The organism is Luteibacter sp. (assembly GCF_035539195.1).
Taxonomy (GTDB): domain Bacteria; phylum Pseudomonadota; class Gammaproteobacteria; order Xanthomonadales; family Rhodanobacteraceae; genus Luteibacter.
The window spans coordinates 1-17,655 of sequence record NZ_DATLIW010000004.1 but is presented as its reverse complement, the minus strand read 5'-3'; the positions used below and the strand labels follow the sequence as shown (position 1 = coordinate 17,655).

The following is a 17,655-nucleotide window of genomic DNA, read 5'->3' as shown; positions in this document are numbered from 1 at the left end:
TCGGCTTTCAGAGTGAATCGGCTGAACGCGAGGCGATCATGTGAGGACGCTGCGCATCAGCGCGAGGTCGCGCACGAAGGCCGCGTAGCCCTCCTCCCGCGCCTGCTCATCCGGCAGGCGCAGCAGGTACGACGGATGCACGGTCGCCATGGCACGGCCGCCGTCGGGCAGGTCGAGCCACCGTCCGCGCTGCGCCATCAGGCGAAACGACGCGCCGAACACCGCCTGGGCCGCCATCGCCCCGAGACAGACGATCGCCTCCGGCCGGATGCGATCGATCTCGGCGGCAAGCCAGGGGCGGCAGGCGGCCTGTTCCTCGGCATTGGCACGCTTGTGCAGTCGCCGCTTTCCTCGCGGTTCGAACTTGAAGTGTTTCACCGCGTTGGTCACATACAATGCCGCACGATCGACGCCCGCCTCGGCTAACGCGCGATCGAACACTTTCCCCGCAGGCCCGACGAACGGCTCGCCGGCGAGGTCTTCCTGATCGCCCGGCTGCTCGCCGACGACGACGATCCGCGCATCGACCGGGCCACTGCCGAAGACGGTCTGCGTCGCCGGTTTCCACAGATCGCAGTGGCGGCAGTCCTTGGCCTGCTTGCGCAGCGCCGCGAGGCTTCCGTCGGGGGCGTCCGCCGCGGCCTTCTGCAAGGGCGTGACTTTCTTACGCGGAACCGTCGGTTGTTTATCGACCATGGCCTGCATCCTCGGCAGCGCGTCGCGCACCAGCTCGGGAATGAGCCGCGCCTCGGGAAGATTCTTCCAGTACTTCACCGGCATCTCCCGGCGCATCGCACCGACCTTCAGGCGCGCGGGATTGAAGATACTCGCGTAATACGTACGCCAGAGATCTTCGAGGGCATCGCCCGAAGGCGCGTCGCCCCGTTGCGCACCGGGCCCGAACGACAGGGCCGTACCGTCCCAGTGGGCACTGCGTGACGGCGTGAGCAAGGACCAGCGCATGCCGGTGAAGCGACGAACGAAGAACGGTGCCACCCGCGTCACGATGTCGTGGTCGGGTTCGAACCACGCCACGTAGACACTGCCATCCTCCACCGGCAGCTCGCGGAAGCGGACGAAGGCCTTCATCTTGTGCATGTCGCGATTGACCTGCTTCACGCAGGTGTGTGCCCAGGCCACGTCGTCGTCCGTGGCAATGGCCAGCAGGTTGCGCTCGCCATGAACGAGTCGCCATAGCATGCGATACAGCGTGGCGTGGCGGCGCGGGTCCGAGTGCGCCAGCACGGTGTTGACCAGGTTGAGGAAGTCCCGCGGCACGGCCGGTGCCTGTGCGTACGACGGCTCCGGCAGGGCATCGACCTTGCCGAACAGGCCAGTCTCACGCCCAAACACCCATTCCACCTGCGCAGGGTCGACGTCCGCCAGCAGCAGCGCACGCGCTTTTCTGCGCCATTCCTGCACGTCCGACGCGTCGTCGAGCCTGACGCCCAGCATCAGCCGAAGAGATCGGGCTGCGCCGGCTCGCGCAGGTCACGCTGCAATGCGACGCTTTCGCGGTCGCCGCGAGGACGGTGGTCCAGCGTTTCGACAAACGGCGCCACCTTCTTCACCGGGACGCGCAGACGAATGAGGTCGGCGTAGCGGATACGTTGGTGCGCGCGCATCGCGATCATGCGATCCACCGTCTTCACGCCCAGGCCCGGCACGCGCAGCAACATGTCGCGCGGGGCGCGGTTGACGTCGACCGGAAAGCTGTCCCGGTGACGCAGCGCCCAGGCCAGTTTCGGATCGACCTCGAGCGAGAGCATGCCGTTGTCGCCGGGCGGGGCGATCTCGTCGGCGCGGAATCCGTAGAAGCGCATCAGCCAGTCGGCCTGGTAGAGGCGATGCTCGCGTACCAGCGGCGGAGGCTTCAGCGGCAGGATCTTCGACGCATCGGGAATGGGACTGAAGGCCGAGTAGTAGACGCGACGCAGGTGGTAGTTCGTATAGAGATTGGTGCTGGCCGTAAGCACGTCGCGATCCGTCGCGGCATCGGCACCGACGATCATCTGCGTGCTCTGCCCGGCCGGCGCGAACCTCGGCGCCTTTTTCTCCGCCTTCGCTTCGTCGATCGACAGGCGCAGGCGGCCCATAGCGCTGCGGATGTCGCCGAGATCCTTCTCCGGGGCCAGCGACTTGAGCCCCTCGGCCGTGGGCATCTCGACATTGATGCTCAAGCGATCGGCCCAGCGCCCGGCGGCATCGATCAGCTCGGGCGCCGCATCGGGAATCGTCTTGAGATGGATGTAGCCAGCGAATCGGTGCTCGGTGCGCAGGGTACGCGCGACGCGAACGAGCTGCTCCATCGTGTAATCCGGCGACTGGATGATGCCCGAGGAGAGGAACAGGCCCTCGATGTAGTTGCGTCGGTAGAACTCCAGCGTCAGGTCGACCACTTCCTCGGGCGTGAATCGTGCACGCGGGACGTTGCTGCTGCGCCGGTTGACGCAGTACACGCAGTCGTACACACAGAAATTGGTCAGCAGGATCTTCAGCAGGGAGATGCAGCGGCCGTCCGGCGCGTAGGCGTGGCAGATACCCATGCCTTCGGTCGAGCCGATTCCTCCCGACCGCAGCGAGTGTCGGCCCTTGCCGCCGCTGGACGAACAGGATGCGTCGTACTTGGCCGCGTCGGCAAGAATGGCGAGTTTGTCGGACAGCTTCATGGCAACGGCCATGGTGCCAAATGGCGCCGTGATCCGCGTGAAAACGCGAATCACGAACGGGACCGCGGGGGAGTCTGGGTATGATCTGGACTTTCCTGCCACACGGTCGAAGCCCATGGACCTGATCGTCCGCCACGCCACCCTGCCCGACGGGCGCCGGGACGTCGACATCGGTATCGCCGACGGACGCTTTGCCGCGATCCAGCACGGACTTCCGGCAAAGGGCGCGGAGGAGATAGACGCGGGTGGCCGGCTGGTGACGCCGCCTTTCGTCGACGCGCACTTCCACATGGACGCGACGCTGTCGCTCGGCCTGCCGCGCCTCAACGCGTCGGGCACCCTCCTCGAAGGCATTGCGCTATGGGGCGAGCTCAAGCCGGAGCTCACCATCGACGCCCTGGTCGCCCGCGCCATGGCCTATTGCGACATGGCGGTAGCCCAGGGCCTGCTCGCCATCCGCAGCCATGTCGACATCTGTGACGACCGGCTGCTGGCCACCGAAGCCCTGCTGGAAGTGAAGCGGCGCGTGGCGCCCTACCTGCACCTGGAACTGGTGGCTTTCCCGCAGGACGGCCTGCTTCGCTCGCCCTCCACGAAGGCCAACCTGAGACGTGCGTTGGACATGGGCGTGGACGTGGTCGGGGGTATTCCGCATTTCGAGCGGACCATGGCCGACGGCGCCACGTCCATCCGCTGGCTCTGCGAACTGGCCGCCGAGCGCGGCCTGCGCGTGGACATGCACTGCGACGAATCCGACGACCCGCTGTCGAGGCATATCGAGACCCTCGCCGCCGAGACGATCCGCTGCGGCCTGCAGGGTCGCGTCACCGGCTCGCACCTCACCTCGATGCATTCGATGGATAACTACTATGTGTCCAAGCTACTTCCGCTGATCGCCGAAGCGGGCGTGCACGCCATCGCCAATCCCCTGATCAACATCACCTTGCAGGGGCGGCACGACACTTACCCGAAGCGTCGCGGGATGACCCGCGTACCCGAACTGCTGGCGGCCGGCGTCAATGTCGCGTTCGGCCACGACTGCGTGATGGACCCGTGGTATGGCCTGGGTTCGGGCGACATGCTCGAGGTTGCGCACATGGGTCTGCACGTGGCACAGATGACATCGTCCACCGGCGTGGCGAACTGCTTCGAGGCGGTCACCACGAATGCCGCCCGCGTGCTCGGGCTGGACGACTACGGCATCGAGCCCGGCAAGCGCGCGGACTTCGTCCTCCTCCAGGCCGGCGACGCCTACGAGGCGATCCGCCTCAAATCGACCCGCCTGCTTGTCGTTCGCGGCGGCAAGGTTCTGGCGCGGACGCCTGAACGACGGACATCGCTGAATCTTGCGGAACGGGCGCCGGAGCTCACTCTCGAGTTCCGTCCGGGATCGATTTCCTGAACGCGGGAGTTTATTAGCTGTCGCGTCAGTGAATGCTTTCGCGAAACTTTCGATTCGTAGGACTTCGCGTTCAGGAAACTCTGCCTATCTTCCAATCGTCGATCGGCCGCAGTCGCTTGCGGCGTGACGATCGTCCTGGAGAGATGCAATGAAGACGATGCTGCGTACCGCGTTTGCCGCCCTTGCCCTGGTCGCCACGACAGCGGCGTTCGCCGACGATCGCCACGATCACGACCGCGACAACCGCGGGCACGATCGCGGCCATGACCGGGGCCATGACGGTCGTGACTGGCATCACGACAACGGGTGGCACGGCAATCGGCCGCCGCCGCGTTATTACGGACACGGCTATCACGGCGGTCCTGCCTATTATTACCGCCCGCCCCCGCCGCGCTACTACGGTCACTGGGAGCGCGGTCATCGCTACTACGGCGGTAACACGGTGGTCTACGACTACGGCAGCTACCGCCTGCGTCCGCCGCCGCGTGGTTACCACTGGGTGCGTGAGAACAACGACTTCCTGCTGGTCGCCGTGGCCACAGGCATCATCCTCGACATCGCCACACGTTAATCCGGGAGACTTCGTATGAAACTGCTCAGCAAGATCGCCCTCACGGTCGCCGCGTCGGCTATCGTCGCCCCGGCATTCGCCTTCAGCCCGGCCCCCTTCCAGCCGGCTGGCATCCAGCAATATCACGACGATCACGATAACGATCATCGCGACGACCACCGGGATGACCGCCGTGACGACCGTCGCGACGACCATCGTGACGATCACCGCGATCACCGCGACTACCGCGACGACCGCCGCGACGAGCGCGCGGATTACTGGCACCCGGGTCCGGGCCGCCATTGGGAACGTGGTCACCGCTACGACGGTCGCGTGATCGTGGTCGACGACTACCGCGAGCGTCACCTGCGCGAGCCGCCACGTGGTTACCGCTGGCAGCGCGCCGACAACGATGACTTCATCCTTGTGGCCATCGCCACGGGCGTGATCGCGGACATCGTTTCGCACTGACGCCGCTTGACCGGGCCGGGCCCCCGCCAGCGCGGGGGCCTGGCCTTTTTCTGTGGGAGCCCTCCGCCGCGAGGCCCTGTATGGAAGGCCTTGTGTGAGGGGCCCTGTGTGGAAAGCCTTGTGTGAGAGGCCTTGTGTGGAAAGCCTTGTGTGAGAGGCCTTGTGTGGGAGCCGCTTCAGCGGCGATAACCAGATCACCTCTACCCATCGCCGGCATAGCCGGCTCCCACACGAACGCCCTGCACCGTCGTACCCCTTCCCGCAGCGTGAGAGCCCTTGTGTGAGGCCCTTGTGTGAGAGGCCTTGTGTGAGAGGCCTCGTGTGGGAGCCGCTTCAGCGGCGATAACCAGGTCACCTCTACCCATCGCCGGCATAGCCGGCTCCCACACGAACGCCTTGCTCCGTCGTACCCCTTCCCGCAGCGCACAACACCTTCCGCCGCATCTCCTGCCTATACTCGGGTCGAGCCCCATGGCGGGCTCCCACCATTCGGGGAGGCTTCGATGCTGCAACAGTACGGTTTATGGATCGCGCTGGCATGTGCGGTCGTTGCGATTCTGTACGGCGCATTTTCGGTCAGTTGGGTACTTGCCAGATCGCCGGGCAACGAACGAATGCAGGAGATCGCCGCGGCCATCCAGGAAGGCGCGCGCGCATACCTCAACCGCCAATACGCCACCATCGGTGCCGTCGGCATCGTCCTGCTCCTTCTTATCGGTGTCTTCCTCGATTGGGGAACAGGCATCGGGTTCGCGCTGGGGGCGCTACTTTCGGGAGCCACCGGCTACATCGGCATGAACGTTTCGGTTCGTGCCAATGTGCGTACCGCGGAGGCCGCCAGGAGCGGCCTTTCTTCTGCCCTCGCGGTGGCCTTCCGCGGTGGCGCGGTGACCGGCATGCTCGTGGTTGGCCTGGCCCTGCTCGGCGTGACCGGCTATTACGGTGTGCTCCTGCACATGGGCTACGAACGCACGCATGCCCTGCATGCGCTGATCGGCCTCGCCTTCGGCTCCTCGCTCATCTCCATCTTCGCCCGCCTGGGCGGCGGCATCTTCACCAAGGGTGCGGACGTGGGCGCGGACCTGGTCGGCAAGGTGGAAGCCGGCATTCCCGAGGACGACCCGCGCAATCCGGCGGTCATCGCCGACAACGTGGGCGACAACGTCGGCGACTGCGCCGGCATGGCCGCGGACCTGTTCGAAACCTATGCGGTCACGCTGATCGCGACCATGCTGCTCGGCGGCGTCATGGCGACCGAGACCGGTCCGTCGGGCGTGATCTTTCCGCTGGTGCTCGGCGGTGCGTCGATCATCGCGTCGGTGATCGGCACGTTCTTCGTGAAGACCCGCGGCGGCAAGATCATGAATGCCCTGTATGCCGGTGTCTTCGTCTCCGCCCTGCTCGCCGCGATCGCCTTCTGGCCGATCACCCAGTCGATGATGGCCGATTCCGCCTACGGCGCGGGCCGCATCTATGGCTGCGCGATCATCGGCCTGGTGCTCACCGGGGCCATGGTGGTGATCACCGAGTACTACACCGCGACGGAGTACGGGCCTGTGCGACACGTGGCGCAGTCGTCGACCACCGGCCACGCGACGAACATCATCGCCGGCCTCGGGGTGTCGATGAAATCCACAGCGCTGCCGGTCCTCGCGGTCTGCGCCGCCATCTGGGGCGCTTTCGCGTTGGCCGGTCTGTATGGCATCGCCATCGCGGCGACGGCCATGCTCAGCATGACCGGCATGATCGTCGCGCTGGATGCTTATGGCCCGATCACCGACAACGCCGGCGGTATCGCCGAGATGGCGGACCTGCCGCCCGAGGTTCGTGGGGTCACCGATCCGCTCGACGCGGTGGGCAATACGACCAAGGCCGTGACCAAGGGCTACGCGATCGGCTCGGCCGGTCTCGCCGCCCTGGTGTTGTTCGCCGATTACACGCACAACCTCAACGAACATTTCGGCGGCACGGAGATACGCTTCGACCTGTCCAACCATTACGTGATCATCGGCCTGCTGATCGGCGGCCTGATTCCGTACCTGTTCGCCGCCATGGCGATGGAAGCCGTCGGGCGTGCCGCAGGGGCCGTCGTCGAGGAGGTGCGCCGCCAGTTCCGCGAGATCTCGGGGATCATGGAGGGCACGACCAAGCCGGACTATTCGCGTGCGGTGGACATGCTCACCCGCTCGGCGATCCGCGAAATGCTGGTGCCTTCGCTGTTGCCGGTCCTGGTTCCGGTGGTGGTGATCTTCGGCTTCAAGTGGCTCGGCGGACCGGAAGCCGGCGCGCAGGCGCTGGGCGGCGTGCTGATCGGCACCATCGTGACCGGCCTGTTCGTGGCCATTTCGATGACCACCGGTGGCGGCGCCTGGGACAATGCCAAGAAATACATCGAAGACGGTCACTTCGGCGGCAAGGGCTCGGACGCGCACAAGGCCGCCGTCACCGGCGACACCGTGGGCGATCCGTACAAGGACACGGCGGGTCCGGCGGTGAATCCGCTGATCAAGATCATCAACATCGTGGCGCTGCTGTTGATTCCTTTCCTTTGATAAGAAATGTGTCCTTTGATAAGAAATGTGGGAGCCGCTTCAGCGGCGAAAAGCCAACGGAGCGGCGAGGCCCGATACGCCATCGCCGCTGAAGCGGCTCCCACACGTCCCTCCGTAGCCCGGAAGTCATGGGCCGGCGCACGCTCCGGGTAAGCTAAGGTCCGGGTTCCGCTCAACTTCGGAACCCGGACCCATGCATCGACGCTGGATTGCGCTCGTCATCGCCCTTACCTTCAGTGGCATGACCCAAGCCCACGACACCCCGCATACCGCCGCTCCCGCCGCCCAGGCCGGAGCCGATGACGAAAACCTCTGGCTCGACGACATCGACGGCGCCAGGCCGCTCGAATGGGTCAAGGCGCGCAACGCCGAGACCGTGGCGAAGTACACCCAGAGCCAGGATTTCAAGACCCTGGACGCGCGCCTGCTGGAGATGCTCGATTCCGAAGCGAAGATCCCGATGGTGTCCAAGATCGGCGATCACTTCTACAACTTCTGGCGCGACAAGCAGCACCCCAAGGGACTGTGGCGCCGGACCACGCTGGCCGAGTACCGCAAGGACAAGCCCGCCTGGGAGACCGTGATCGATCTCGACGCACTGGCCGCCGCGGAGAAGGAAAACTGGGTCTGGCATAACGCGCAGTGCCTGAAACCGGACTACCGCCGCTGCCTCGTCTCGCTCTCGCGCGGTGGCGCCGATGCGGACGTGATCCGCGAATTCGATCTGACCACCAAGACCTTCGTCGCGGACGGCTTCACGCTGCCGGAAGCCAAGAGCCAGGTGGCCTGGATCGACGACGACCATATCTATGTCGCCACCGATTTCGGTCCCGGCTCGATGACCACCTCGAGCTACCCGCGCATCGTGAAGGAATGGAAGCGCGGCACGCCGCTCGCTTCGGCGCAGACGGTGTACGAGGGCAAGGCCACCGACATGTCCATCTCGGCCTATCGCGATCGAACGCCCGGTTTCGAACGCGACTTCGTGCAACGTGCGCTGGAGTTCTACAACGCCGAGACGTTCCTGCGCGGCAAGGACGGCAAGCTGACGAAGATCGATGTTCCCAACGACGCCGAGACCGACGTCGAGCGCGAATGGCTGCTGGTCGAGCCACGCACCGCCTGGACGGTCGGCGGCAAGACCTTCCCCTCCGGCTCGCTCGTGGCGACAAAGTTCGACGACTTCATGGCCGGCAAGCGCGAGTTCACCGTGCTCTTCACGCCAGACGAGCACACCTCGCTGGCCGGCCATTCGTGGACGCGCCACCATCTCATCCTCACCGTGTCGCGCGACGTGGTCAGCCAGGTCAAGGTGCTGACCCCGGCCGAGACCGGCGCATGGAAGGAGGACACGCTCAGCGGCGCGCCCGCGCTCAGCAACATGCAGGCCGGCGGCATCGATCCGGACAACACCGACGAGTACTTCCTCACCGTGGTCGGCTTCCTGCAGCCGACCACGCTCTACTACGGCACGCTGGGCCAGGGTGAGCGCGAAGCGATCAAGCATGGGCCGGTCTTCTTCGATGCCTCGAAGTTCGCCGTGAGCCAGCACTTCGCCACCTCGAAGGACGGCACCAAGGTGCCTTACTTCGAGATCGCACCGAAAGCCTTGAAGACCGACGGGAACAATCCGACCCTGGTCTACGGCTACGGCGGTTTCGAGATCTCGCTCGAGCCGGCCTATGCCGCCGGCGCCGGTCGCGCGTGGCTGGAGAAGGGCGGGGTGTACGTCATCGCCAATATCCGCGGTGGCGGCGAGTACGGTCCGCGCTGGCACCAGGCGGCGCTCAAGGCGAATCGTCCACGTGCCTACGAGGACTTCGCCGCCGTCTCCCAGGACCTGATCGACCGCAAGATCACCAGCCCCAGGCACATGGGCATGATGGGCGGCAGCAACGGCGGCCTGCTCGCCGGCAACATGCTGACCCAGTATCCGCAACTGTACGGCGCGGTGGTCAGCCAGGTGGCCCTGCTCGACATGAAGCGCTACACGCACATGTCCGCCGGTGCCTCGTGGATGGCCGAGTACGGCGACCCGGACAAGCCGGAGGAATGGAAGTACATCCAGACCTTCTCGCCGTACCAGAACCTGCACAAGGGCACGGCGTATCCGCCGGTGCTGTTCACCACCTCGACCCGCGACGATCGCGTCGGCCCGGTGCACGCCCGCAAGATGGCGGCGCGCATGCAGGCCATGGGCCTGGACGCCAGCCTCTACGAGAATCTGGAGGGTGGTCACGGTGCCGCGGCCGACAACAAGCAGTCGGCGTTCATGAGCGCCCTGGCCTATACGTACCTCTGGGAACACCTGAAGTAAGCACATCCTGTGGGAACCGCTTCAGCGGCGAAAAGCCAACGAAGCGGTTTCGCGGATGGGTCCATCGCCGGCGTAGCCGGCTCCCATACGAAAAACAGGCACTTTGCCGTGGCCATGGGCGGGCGTTATCCTATTCGGCCGCTTTAACCCCTCGCATCACCAAGGAATCCCATGGGCCTGCACCTCGTTCCCGCCGGCAAGAATGTGCCGGACGAAATCAACGTCATCATCGAAATCCCCAAGGATGCCGAGCCCGTCAAGTACGAAGTGGATAAGGAAAGCGGCGCGATCTTCGTCGACCGCATCCTGTCCACCCCGATGCGCTACCCCTGCAACTACGGCTACGTGCCGGGCACCCTGGGTGGCGATGGCGACCCGCTCGACGCCCTGGTGATCCTGCCGCTGTCGCTGGTGCCGGGCTCGGTGATTCGCTGCCATCCGGTCGGCATGCTGAAGATGACCGACGAAGCCGGCGCCGACGAGAAGCTCGTCGTGGTCCCGGTGGACAAGGTGTTCGCCGGTTACGCGCACATCAAGGATATCGGCCAGGTGTCCGGCCACTGGCTGGAGCGCATCGGCCACTTCTTCGAGCACTACAAGGATCTCGAGAAGGGCAAGTGGGTCAAGGTCGATGGCTGGGTCGGCGCGGATGAGGCCAAGGCCGAGATCGTCGCCGGCATGGGTCGCTACAAGGCCGACCACTAAGGCTCTTTAAGGAGGGCCTCTGTAGAGGGGATGGAGCCCTCTTTGGAGGGCTGGGGCCTCTTGGAGGGATGGGGGCCTCTTTGGAGGGATGGGGCCCTCTGTAGAAGGCCTGTTCCGGAAGGCCCTCTACAGAGGGCCTTTTTTGTGGGAGCCGCTTCATTTGTGGGAGCCGCTTCAGCGGCGATGGCGTCCGGCGTCGTCGCTCCGTTGGCTTTTCGCCGCTGAAGCGGCTCCCACATGTATCCCTTTCAATGTACCCCTTCAGTGCCCCCTTTCAATGTGCCCCTATCAGCCACGGCCCAGCAGCGCGCGCAGGTCGATGATCGCCGCGTTCGCCCGCGAGATGTAGTTGGCCATCACCAGCGAGTGATTGGCGAAGAAACCGAACGGCGAGCCGTTCAGGACCACCGGGCTGCCCAGCGCCTTTTGCGATTCCTCCAGCTCACGGATCACCTGCTGCAGGCTGGCATCGGCGTTCTTGCTGCGCAGGATCGGCGCGAAGTCGTGGCGGATCGCCTTGAGCTGCTCGAGCAGGGCCCAGGTGTAACCGCGCGCCTCGTAGAAGTTGTCGTCGATCTTGTTCCAGGGTGTCTTCACGTACACCGCCTTGGACTGACCCGCGTTGCCGGCGACATCGGCGTTGGGCGCGGCGTCCACCTTGAGCTGGCCGACGCTGGCGGAAAGACGCTGCGATAGCGAACCCAGGCGCGCCGACACGGTTTGCAGGTAATCGGCGAGATTGTCGGCGCGTGCATAGAAATGGGCGTTGGCGTCCTCGTTGTCGCTCAGGCGCACGAGGTACTTTTCCAGATCGTCCGTCGCCTTGCCGTACTGCGATTCGGAACTGGGCAGCAGCCAGCGATCGTTCGGGCTGTTGAGCAGTGGGTCGGCTTCGCCCAGATCCTTGTCCTCGGTGGACTGAGTCTGTGAGCGGCTGAAGCTGTTGCGCAGCGCCTGCGCGAGATCGCGCGACGCCATGAGCGAGCCGAATTCCCAATTGGGAATGTTGTCCATGAAGACGCCCGGCGGCAGCTTGTCGTTGCTCAAGTAGCCGCCGCGCTTGTCCATCAGCGTCCTCACCGACTCGATGAGCGTGTAGGTGGTCACCGCGCCGGTGGCCATCGGTCGGCCCACCTCCTTCATGTGCGCCGTGGTGACGGCGACCGGATCGAACTGTTCCGGCTCCTTGTCCCACCACCACATGGTGATGAGCACCCACAGGATCAGTAGCGCGATCACCACGGCCACGGTGAGGCTGATCGGGTTGCGTCGGCGACGGTTGGGCGAGGGCGAGGGAGCGGCGGTCGCGTTCATGCCTGTCCTTTATGTGAGGAACGTGAGGGGCTTAGCTTACCCCGCCGGTGCCGGGTCGATGCCTACGAAGTTTCTCGATGTCGGTGGTAATGCGGGGTGAAAGCGCGCGACAGCTCCTGGTAGAGGCACCGCGGGGCAGTCGGAAGGCGGCGTCAGGCCTTGGTGTACACCTCGCTGCCCTGGGCGCGGAACTGGAGCGACTTCTCTTCCATGCCGGCCGAGGCTTCCATTCCGGCGGCGTAGTCGCGGACGTCCTGGGTGATTTTCATCGAGCAGAATTTCGGGCCGCACATCGAGCAGAAATGGGCCGACTTGTGCGCATCCTTGGGCATGGTTTCGTCGTGGAATTCACGCGCCTTGTCCGGATCCAGTCCGAGATTGAACTGGTCGTCCCAACGAAACTCGAAGCGCGCTTTCGACAAGGCGTTGTCGCGTACCTGCGCCCCCGGGTGGCCCTTGGCCAGGTCCGCGGCATGCGCGGCGATCTTGTAGGCGATGATGCCGTCGCGCACGTCCTGGCGGTTGGGCAGGCCGAGGTGTTCCTTGGGCGTGACGTAGCAGAGCATGGCCGTGCCGAACCAGCCGATCATCGCCGCGCCGATCGCGCTGGTGATGTGGTCGTAGCCAGGCGCGATATCCGTCGTCAGCGGCCCAAGCGTGTAGAACGGGGCTTCGTGACACATCGCCAGCTGCCGATCCATGTTTTCCTTGATCAGATGCATGGGCACGTGACCCGGCCCTTCGATCATGGTCTGCACGTCGTGCTTCCACGCCAGCTTGGTCAGTTCACCGAGCGTGTCGAGTTCGCCGAACTGCGCGGCATCGTTGGCGTCGGCGATGCATCCCGGACGCAGACCGTCGCCGAGACTGAAGGACACGTCGTACGCCTTCATGATCTCGCAGATGTCTTCGAAGTGCGTGTAGAGGAAGTTCTCGCGATGGTGGGCGAGACACCATTTGGCCATGATCGAGCCGCCACGCGAGACGATGCCGGTGACACGCTTCGCGGTGAGCGGAACAAAACGCAGGAGCACGCCGGCATGGATAGTGAAGTAATCGACGCCCTGCTCCGCCTGCTCGATCAAGGTGTCGCGGAAGACCTGCCAGGTCAGGTCTTCGGCCACGCCGCCGACCTTCTCCAGCGCCTGGTAGATCGGCACCGTGCCGATCGGCACCGGCGCGTTGCGGATGATCCATTCGCGCGTTTCGTGGATATGCTTGCCGGTGGAAAGATCCATGACTGTGTCGCCACCCCAGCGAATCGCCCAGACCAGTTTCTCCACTTCCTCGGCGATACCCGAACTCACCGCGCTGTTGCCGATGTTCGCGTTGACCTTGGTCAGGAAGTTGCGGCCGATGATCATCGGCTCGACTTCCGGGTGGTTGATGTTCGCGGGAATGATGGCGCGGCCGCGCGCCACCTCCTCACGCACGAAGTCAGGAGTGATCCGGCCCGGCAGCGATGCGCCGAAGGACTCGCCGGGATGCTGCGCGCGCAGCGCGCTGTCGACGAGTGCGTCGATGCGCTGGTTCTCGCGGATGGCGATGTACTCCATCTCCGGCGTCACGATACCGCGCCGGGCGTAGTGCATCTGCGTCACGTTGGCGCCGGCCTTCGCGCGCAGCGGTAGCCTCGGCGATCCGAAGCGGATGGGGTCCAGGCGCGCGTCGTCGGCGCGTGCCCGGCCGAAGTTCGACGACAGACCGTCCAGACGCTCGACATCGCCACGTTCGGCGATCCAGCCTGCGCGCAGGGCCGGCAGGCCGCGGGCCAGGTCGACACGGTGTTCGGGGTCGGTGTAGGGGCCGGAGGTGTCGTAGACGACGATCGGCGGGTTTTCCTCGCCGCCGAACAGGGTCGGCGTGGCCGACTGGACGATCTCGCGCAACGGCACGCGCAGATCGGGGCGACTGCCGGTGACGTGGATCTTGCGGGAGCCGGCGATCGGCGTGGTGGCGGCTTCGGACATGACGATGTTCATCGGCTTCTCGTTCCTTGCGGATAAAGGGAGAAGCGGACGGCGCCGCCACGGGAGCGAAGCGTGCGCGGACGCACGTTACCCGTGGACGAAGCTTCCTACGCCGGTACAGACCGGATCAGGTTCGAAGGGACTCTCTCAGCCCGCGCAATTGCTTGGGCACCCCCGCTTCGAGGCGGATTCAACCACGAAGCGGGTGTCCGAAGCGAGCGCTCAGCAGTTTGGGCGGGGCTCGTAGGCGCGGATGAACATCTCGACGGCGGCCAGGGCGTTGGCCTTGACCTCTTCGCCGAACTGCACGGCGCAGTCTTCGCAGCCGAAAAGGCGGCGCAGCAACAGGTCGCCCTTGAGCAGGGCGAGGAACTGCGTCGTCGCGCGCGAGGTGTCGGCGATCTCCAACTGGCCACGGGCCGTGGCCCCGTCGAGCAGGCGCTGCATCAGCTTGTGCATGCGCACCGGGCCCTCTTCCCAGACCAGCCGGCCGAAGCGCGGGTTACCGCCGGCCTGGCAGTCGGAGAGGATAGCGCGGAAGGTGCCGACCGATTCGACGTTGGTTTCCATCGCCGCGTGGCGGCTGGCGATGTTGTTCAGGGTGACGCGGATGTCCGCGCCCGGGCTGAAGTCGAAGAGGTCGTCCGGCAGGCGTTCCTGCACATGGGCGCGGATCACCTCGCGGAAGAGGTTGTCCTTGTCGCCGAAATGGCTGTAGACGGTGAGCTTGGAGACACCGGCGGAGGCCGCGACGGCGTCCATGCTGGTGCCCGCGAAGCCGCCCTGGGTGAAGAGCGCCTTGGCGGCATCGAGGATGGCCGCGCGCTTCTCCATATCCTTCGGACGCCCGGGACCCTGCGTTTTCATTTTCGGGCTGGCGTTCATGGCTACACCTTCACAAACAAAAATTATGACTTTATTATACGCAGCGGTTCAGTTATTTCCAGCACGTCATGGTTGTCATCCGCGCCGCAGGAAAAAGTGAGAGTCTGACCACCCGTCTACCTTAGAATGAAGTGGGGCCAGCCGGGACGGTTCCCATGGGCATCAGGGACTTGCGCTATCGGCCGTTCAGGCGCCAGTGAGCCATCGTAGGGGACGGGGCATGACTTCCGTCAGTCCCGTCCGGTGACTTCCGGCACTTAGTAGCAGTGGCACGAGCACTTCAGCCTTAACACATTGGGAAAGCAGGCTCCGAACGCTTATCCTTTCCAACCTTTTCATAGATTTTCGTACGGAATCCAACACCATGGCGATGAATTTCGAGCAGGCCCGGCAGAACATGGTCGAGAACCAGGTTCGCCCGTGGGAGGTCCTGGACTTCGACGTCCTCGAGACCCTGAAGGGTATCCGCCGCGAAGACTTCGTCGCAGCGGCCCACCGCAACGTCTCCTTCGCCGATCTCACCCTGCCCCTGGGCCATGGCGAAGTGATGATGAAGCCGGTGGTCGAAGGACGCGTGCTCCAGGCACTGGAACTGAAGAAGACCGAGACCGTGCTCGAAATCGGCACCGGCTCGGGTTTTCTCACCGCCTGCCTCGCCCGCCTCTCCGCCCACGTGACCAGCGTCGACATGCACGCCGATTTCGTCGAGGCCGCTCGTCAGCGCCTTGCCGCCACCGGGGTGACGAATGCCTCGCTGGAAACCGCGGAGGCCGTCAACGGCTATCAGCCGACCGGCGTTTTCGACGCCGTCGTGATCACGGGTGCCGTCCATACGGTCCCCGAAAAGTTCGTGCGCTGGCTCAAGCCGGGTGGGCGCATGTTCGTCGTACGCGGCGATTCCCCCGCGCAGACGGCGGTGCTCCTCACCCATGAGGGTGAAGGCCGCTACCGCGAGGAATCGCTGTTCGAAACGGACCTTCCCTACCTGGCGCATGCCGCGCCGGTGAAGCGCTTCGTGCTCTGACCCACAAGATTACCCATCACCCACGAGGCGAAACCATGCGCTTGAAGCTGCTCACCGTCGCGCTCGCATTGGCCGCGACGCCGTTCGCGAGCCATGCTGAAGACCTGCTCGACGCCTACCGTCAGGCACGGGCAAACGATCCGGTGCTGTCGCAGGCCGATTCCACCCGTCTCGCCACCGGCGAAGGCGTGGATCAGGCACGCGCGCTCCTGCTCCCCCAGGTCAATGGCTCGCTCGGCATCACCCAGTCCAACCCGGCCGGCCCTTCGCGTTCGGTCCTGACCGACGCCGCGGGCAACCCGCTCCTCGACGGCAACGGCAATCCGCTGTTGAGCAGCGACATCGGCCACACCCGTCAGCGCGCACTCAGCGCGACCGTGACCCAGAGCGTGCTCGACTTGAGCAAGTACGCCGACCTGAAGGCCGCCCACGCCTCGGCGGACTCGCAGAACGCGACGTATGAAGCCGCCCTCCAGCAGCTGGCGACGCGCGTGGCCACGGCCTACTTCCAGGTCCTGACCAACGACGACGCCCTGACCTTCGCCAAGGCCAACGAGCAGGCCCTGGCCCGCCAGCTGGAGCAGGCGCAGCAGCGTTTCGATGTCGGCCTGTCCGCCATCACCGATGTGCAGGACGCCAAGGCCCAGCACGATACCTCGGTCGCCGCTGTCATCACGGCCGAGAACACGCTGGCCGACTCGCGCGAAGCCCTCACCCAGATCACCGGCAAGCCGGCGGACAACCTGAAGAAGCTGCGCGAGCAGCTGCCGATGGATGCCCCCTCGCCGAACGATCCGAAGGCCTGGGTGGCCGAGGCGATCAAGAGCAGCCCGAGCATCCTTGCCGCGCAGTACAACGTCGAGTCGACCGAGCACAGCATCTCGGCCGCGCGCGCCGGCCACTTGCCGACGATCGATGCCTCGCTGGGTTACAACAAGACCACGGCGTGGACCCAGAACGGTGGCGCCGGCTCCGCGGCCACGGCAGGCACGCTCGGCTCGTCCAGCAGCAACGGCCGTGGCGCGACCTCGGTCGGCCTGACGCTGAACGTGCCGATCTTCTCCGGCGGTCTCACGCAGTCGCGTGTCCGTCAGTCGATCTACCAGCGCGACGCGGCCCAGGACTCCCTGGAATCGGTGCGCCGCCAGGTGGTGCGCGACACGCTCAACTTCTACCGTTCGGTCGTCGCCGGCATCAGCAAGGTCGAAGCGACCAAGGCCGCCGTCGAGTCGTCGGAGAGCGCGCGCGACGCCACGCAGGCCGGCTTCGAAGTCGGCACCCGGACGATCGTCGACGTGCTGATCGCCCAGCAGAACCTCACCCAGTCGCTCAGCGATTACTCGCAGGCCCGCCATCAGTTCATCCTCGACAAGCTGCTGTTGAAGCAGACCGCCGGCACGGTGGACATCAAGGATCTCGAAGAGGTCAACGCGCTGCTGCAGTAAGGCTCCGCGGTTTCACGCAACGATCTAGGGGCGGGCCTTCGGGTTCGCCCTTTTTTTGCGCTGGGGGGCGCTGGGGGGCGGGCGGGCTCGCCTTCGGCCTCGCGTTCGTTTGGCTCGCGTTGCGTCGCAAGAGCCGGCGGGTCTCACCCTCGGGGCACCGTCTACGGCGACCCGCGTCGGAAGGGCCGCGTGCCGCGGCCGTTTACTTATTGCCCTACGGGCCGGGTCGGGCTCCGCCCGGGGGTTTCCGAATCGGCTTCCTGCCTTATACGGAAACGGCCGACCATCCCGGTCGGCCCCCTTCGGGCCTTGTCCGGTCGGAGCCCTCGCCTGCGCTAATCGCCCCGAGGG

Annotated in this window: 13 protein-coding genes and 1 riboswitch; of the genes, 8 read left to right on the top strand and 5 right to left on the bottom strand. The window is 65.3% G+C overall.

All coding sequences use genetic code 11. The features are described from left to right. Window positions 1-36: 36 nt before the first annotated feature. On the bottom strand, window positions 37-1,455 hold the full coding sequence (locus tag VM621_RS00820; protein ID WP_325467093.1) for a UdgX family uracil-DNA binding protein: 1,419 nt from the start codon (window positions 1,453-1,455) through the stop codon (window positions 37-39). After that, window positions 1,455-2,669 (bottom strand): putative DNA modification/repair radical SAM protein, encoded by a 1,215-nt coding sequence (locus VM621_RS00815; protein WP_414674472.1) that lies wholly within the window; start codon window positions 2,667-2,669, stop codon window positions 1,455-1,457. The genes VM621_RS00820 and VM621_RS00815 overlap by 1 nt, the downstream gene beginning before the upstream one ends. A gap of 115 nt (window positions 2,670-2,784) precedes the next feature. On the opposite strand from VM621_RS00815, the gene VM621_RS00810 reads away from it, so the two are divergent. From VM621_RS00810 to ppa, 6 genes are all read left to right on the top strand, one after another. Beyond that, entirely contained in the window at window positions 2,785-4,071 is a 1,287-nt protein-coding gene (locus tag VM621_RS00810) for an amidohydrolase family protein (protein ID WP_325467092.1), read from the top strand. Window positions 4,072-4,219: 148 nt separating this feature from the next. Beyond that, window positions 4,220-4,642 (top strand): RcnB family protein, encoded by a 423-nt coding sequence (locus VM621_RS00805; RefSeq protein WP_325467091.1) that lies wholly within the window; start codon window positions 4,220-4,222, stop codon window positions 4,640-4,642. A 21-nt stretch (window positions 4,643-4,663) separates the two neighbouring features. After that, a complete protein-coding gene (locus tag VM621_RS00800) occupies window positions 4,664-5,092 on the top strand; it encodes an RcnB family protein (protein ID WP_414674473.1) in 429 nt (142 codons plus the stop codon). Between the two features lie 503 nt (window positions 5,093-5,595). Beyond that, entirely contained in the window at window positions 5,596-7,644 is a 2,049-nt protein-coding gene (locus tag VM621_RS00795) for a sodium-translocating pyrophosphatase (protein WP_325467089.1), read from the top strand. Between the two features lie 193 nt (window positions 7,645-7,837). Next, window positions 7,838-9,961: a prolyl oligopeptidase family serine peptidase gene (locus tag VM621_RS00790; protein ID WP_414674471.1), complete on the top strand. Its 2,124-nt coding sequence runs from the start codon at window positions 7,838-7,840 to the stop codon at window positions 9,959-9,961. Window positions 9,962-10,132: 171 nt separating this feature from the next. Continuing rightward, the gene (ppa, locus tag VM621_RS00785; protein WP_325467088.1) at window positions 10,133-10,666 is read left to right on the top strand and encodes an inorganic diphosphatase; all 534 of its coding nucleotides are present in this window, start codon (window positions 10,133-10,135) and stop codon (window positions 10,664-10,666) included. Window positions 10,667-10,954: 288 nt separating this feature from the next. Here the strand turns inward: ppa and VM621_RS00780 are convergent, their stop codons facing one another. The 3 genes from VM621_RS00780 to VM621_RS00770 all read right to left on the bottom strand — a co-directional run bounded on the left by VM621_RS00780 (window position 10,955) and on the right by VM621_RS00770 (window position 14,835). Continuing rightward, on the bottom strand, window positions 10,955-11,980 hold the full coding sequence (locus VM621_RS00780; protein WP_325467087.1) for a DUF2333 family protein: 1,026 nt from the start codon (window positions 11,978-11,980) through the stop codon (window positions 10,955-10,957). A gap of 152 nt (window positions 11,981-12,132) precedes the next feature. Beyond that, complete coding sequence (gene thiC, locus VM621_RS00775; protein ID WP_325467086.1) at window positions 12,133-13,962, bottom strand: phosphomethylpyrimidine synthase ThiC; 1,830 nt, start codon at window positions 13,960-13,962, stop codon at window positions 12,133-12,135. Between the two features lie 75 nt (window positions 13,963-14,037). Further along, a riboswitch (TPP riboswitch) is annotated at window positions 14,038-14,136 on the bottom strand. Between the two features lie 36 nt (window positions 14,137-14,172). Continuing rightward, the gene (locus VM621_RS00770; protein ID WP_159895787.1) at window positions 14,173-14,835 is read right to left on the bottom strand and encodes a TetR/AcrR family transcriptional regulator; all 663 of its coding nucleotides are present in this window, start codon (window positions 14,833-14,835) and stop codon (window positions 14,173-14,175) included. Window positions 14,836-15,199: 364 nt separating this feature from the next. Between VM621_RS00770 and VM621_RS00765 the strand changes: the two genes are divergently transcribed. Together VM621_RS00765 and VM621_RS00760 are read left to right on the top strand one after the other, a co-directional pair. Continuing rightward, window positions 15,200-15,859, top strand: coding sequence for a protein-L-isoaspartate O-methyltransferase (locus VM621_RS00765; RefSeq protein WP_325467085.1), 660 nt, complete (start codon window positions 15,200-15,202; stop codon window positions 15,857-15,859). A 35-nt stretch (window positions 15,860-15,894) separates the two neighbouring features. After that, entirely contained in the window at window positions 15,895-17,304 is a 1,410-nt protein-coding gene (locus VM621_RS00760; protein ID WP_325467084.1) for a TolC family outer membrane protein, read from the top strand. The last annotated feature ends 351 nt before the right edge of the window (window positions 17,305-17,655 follow it).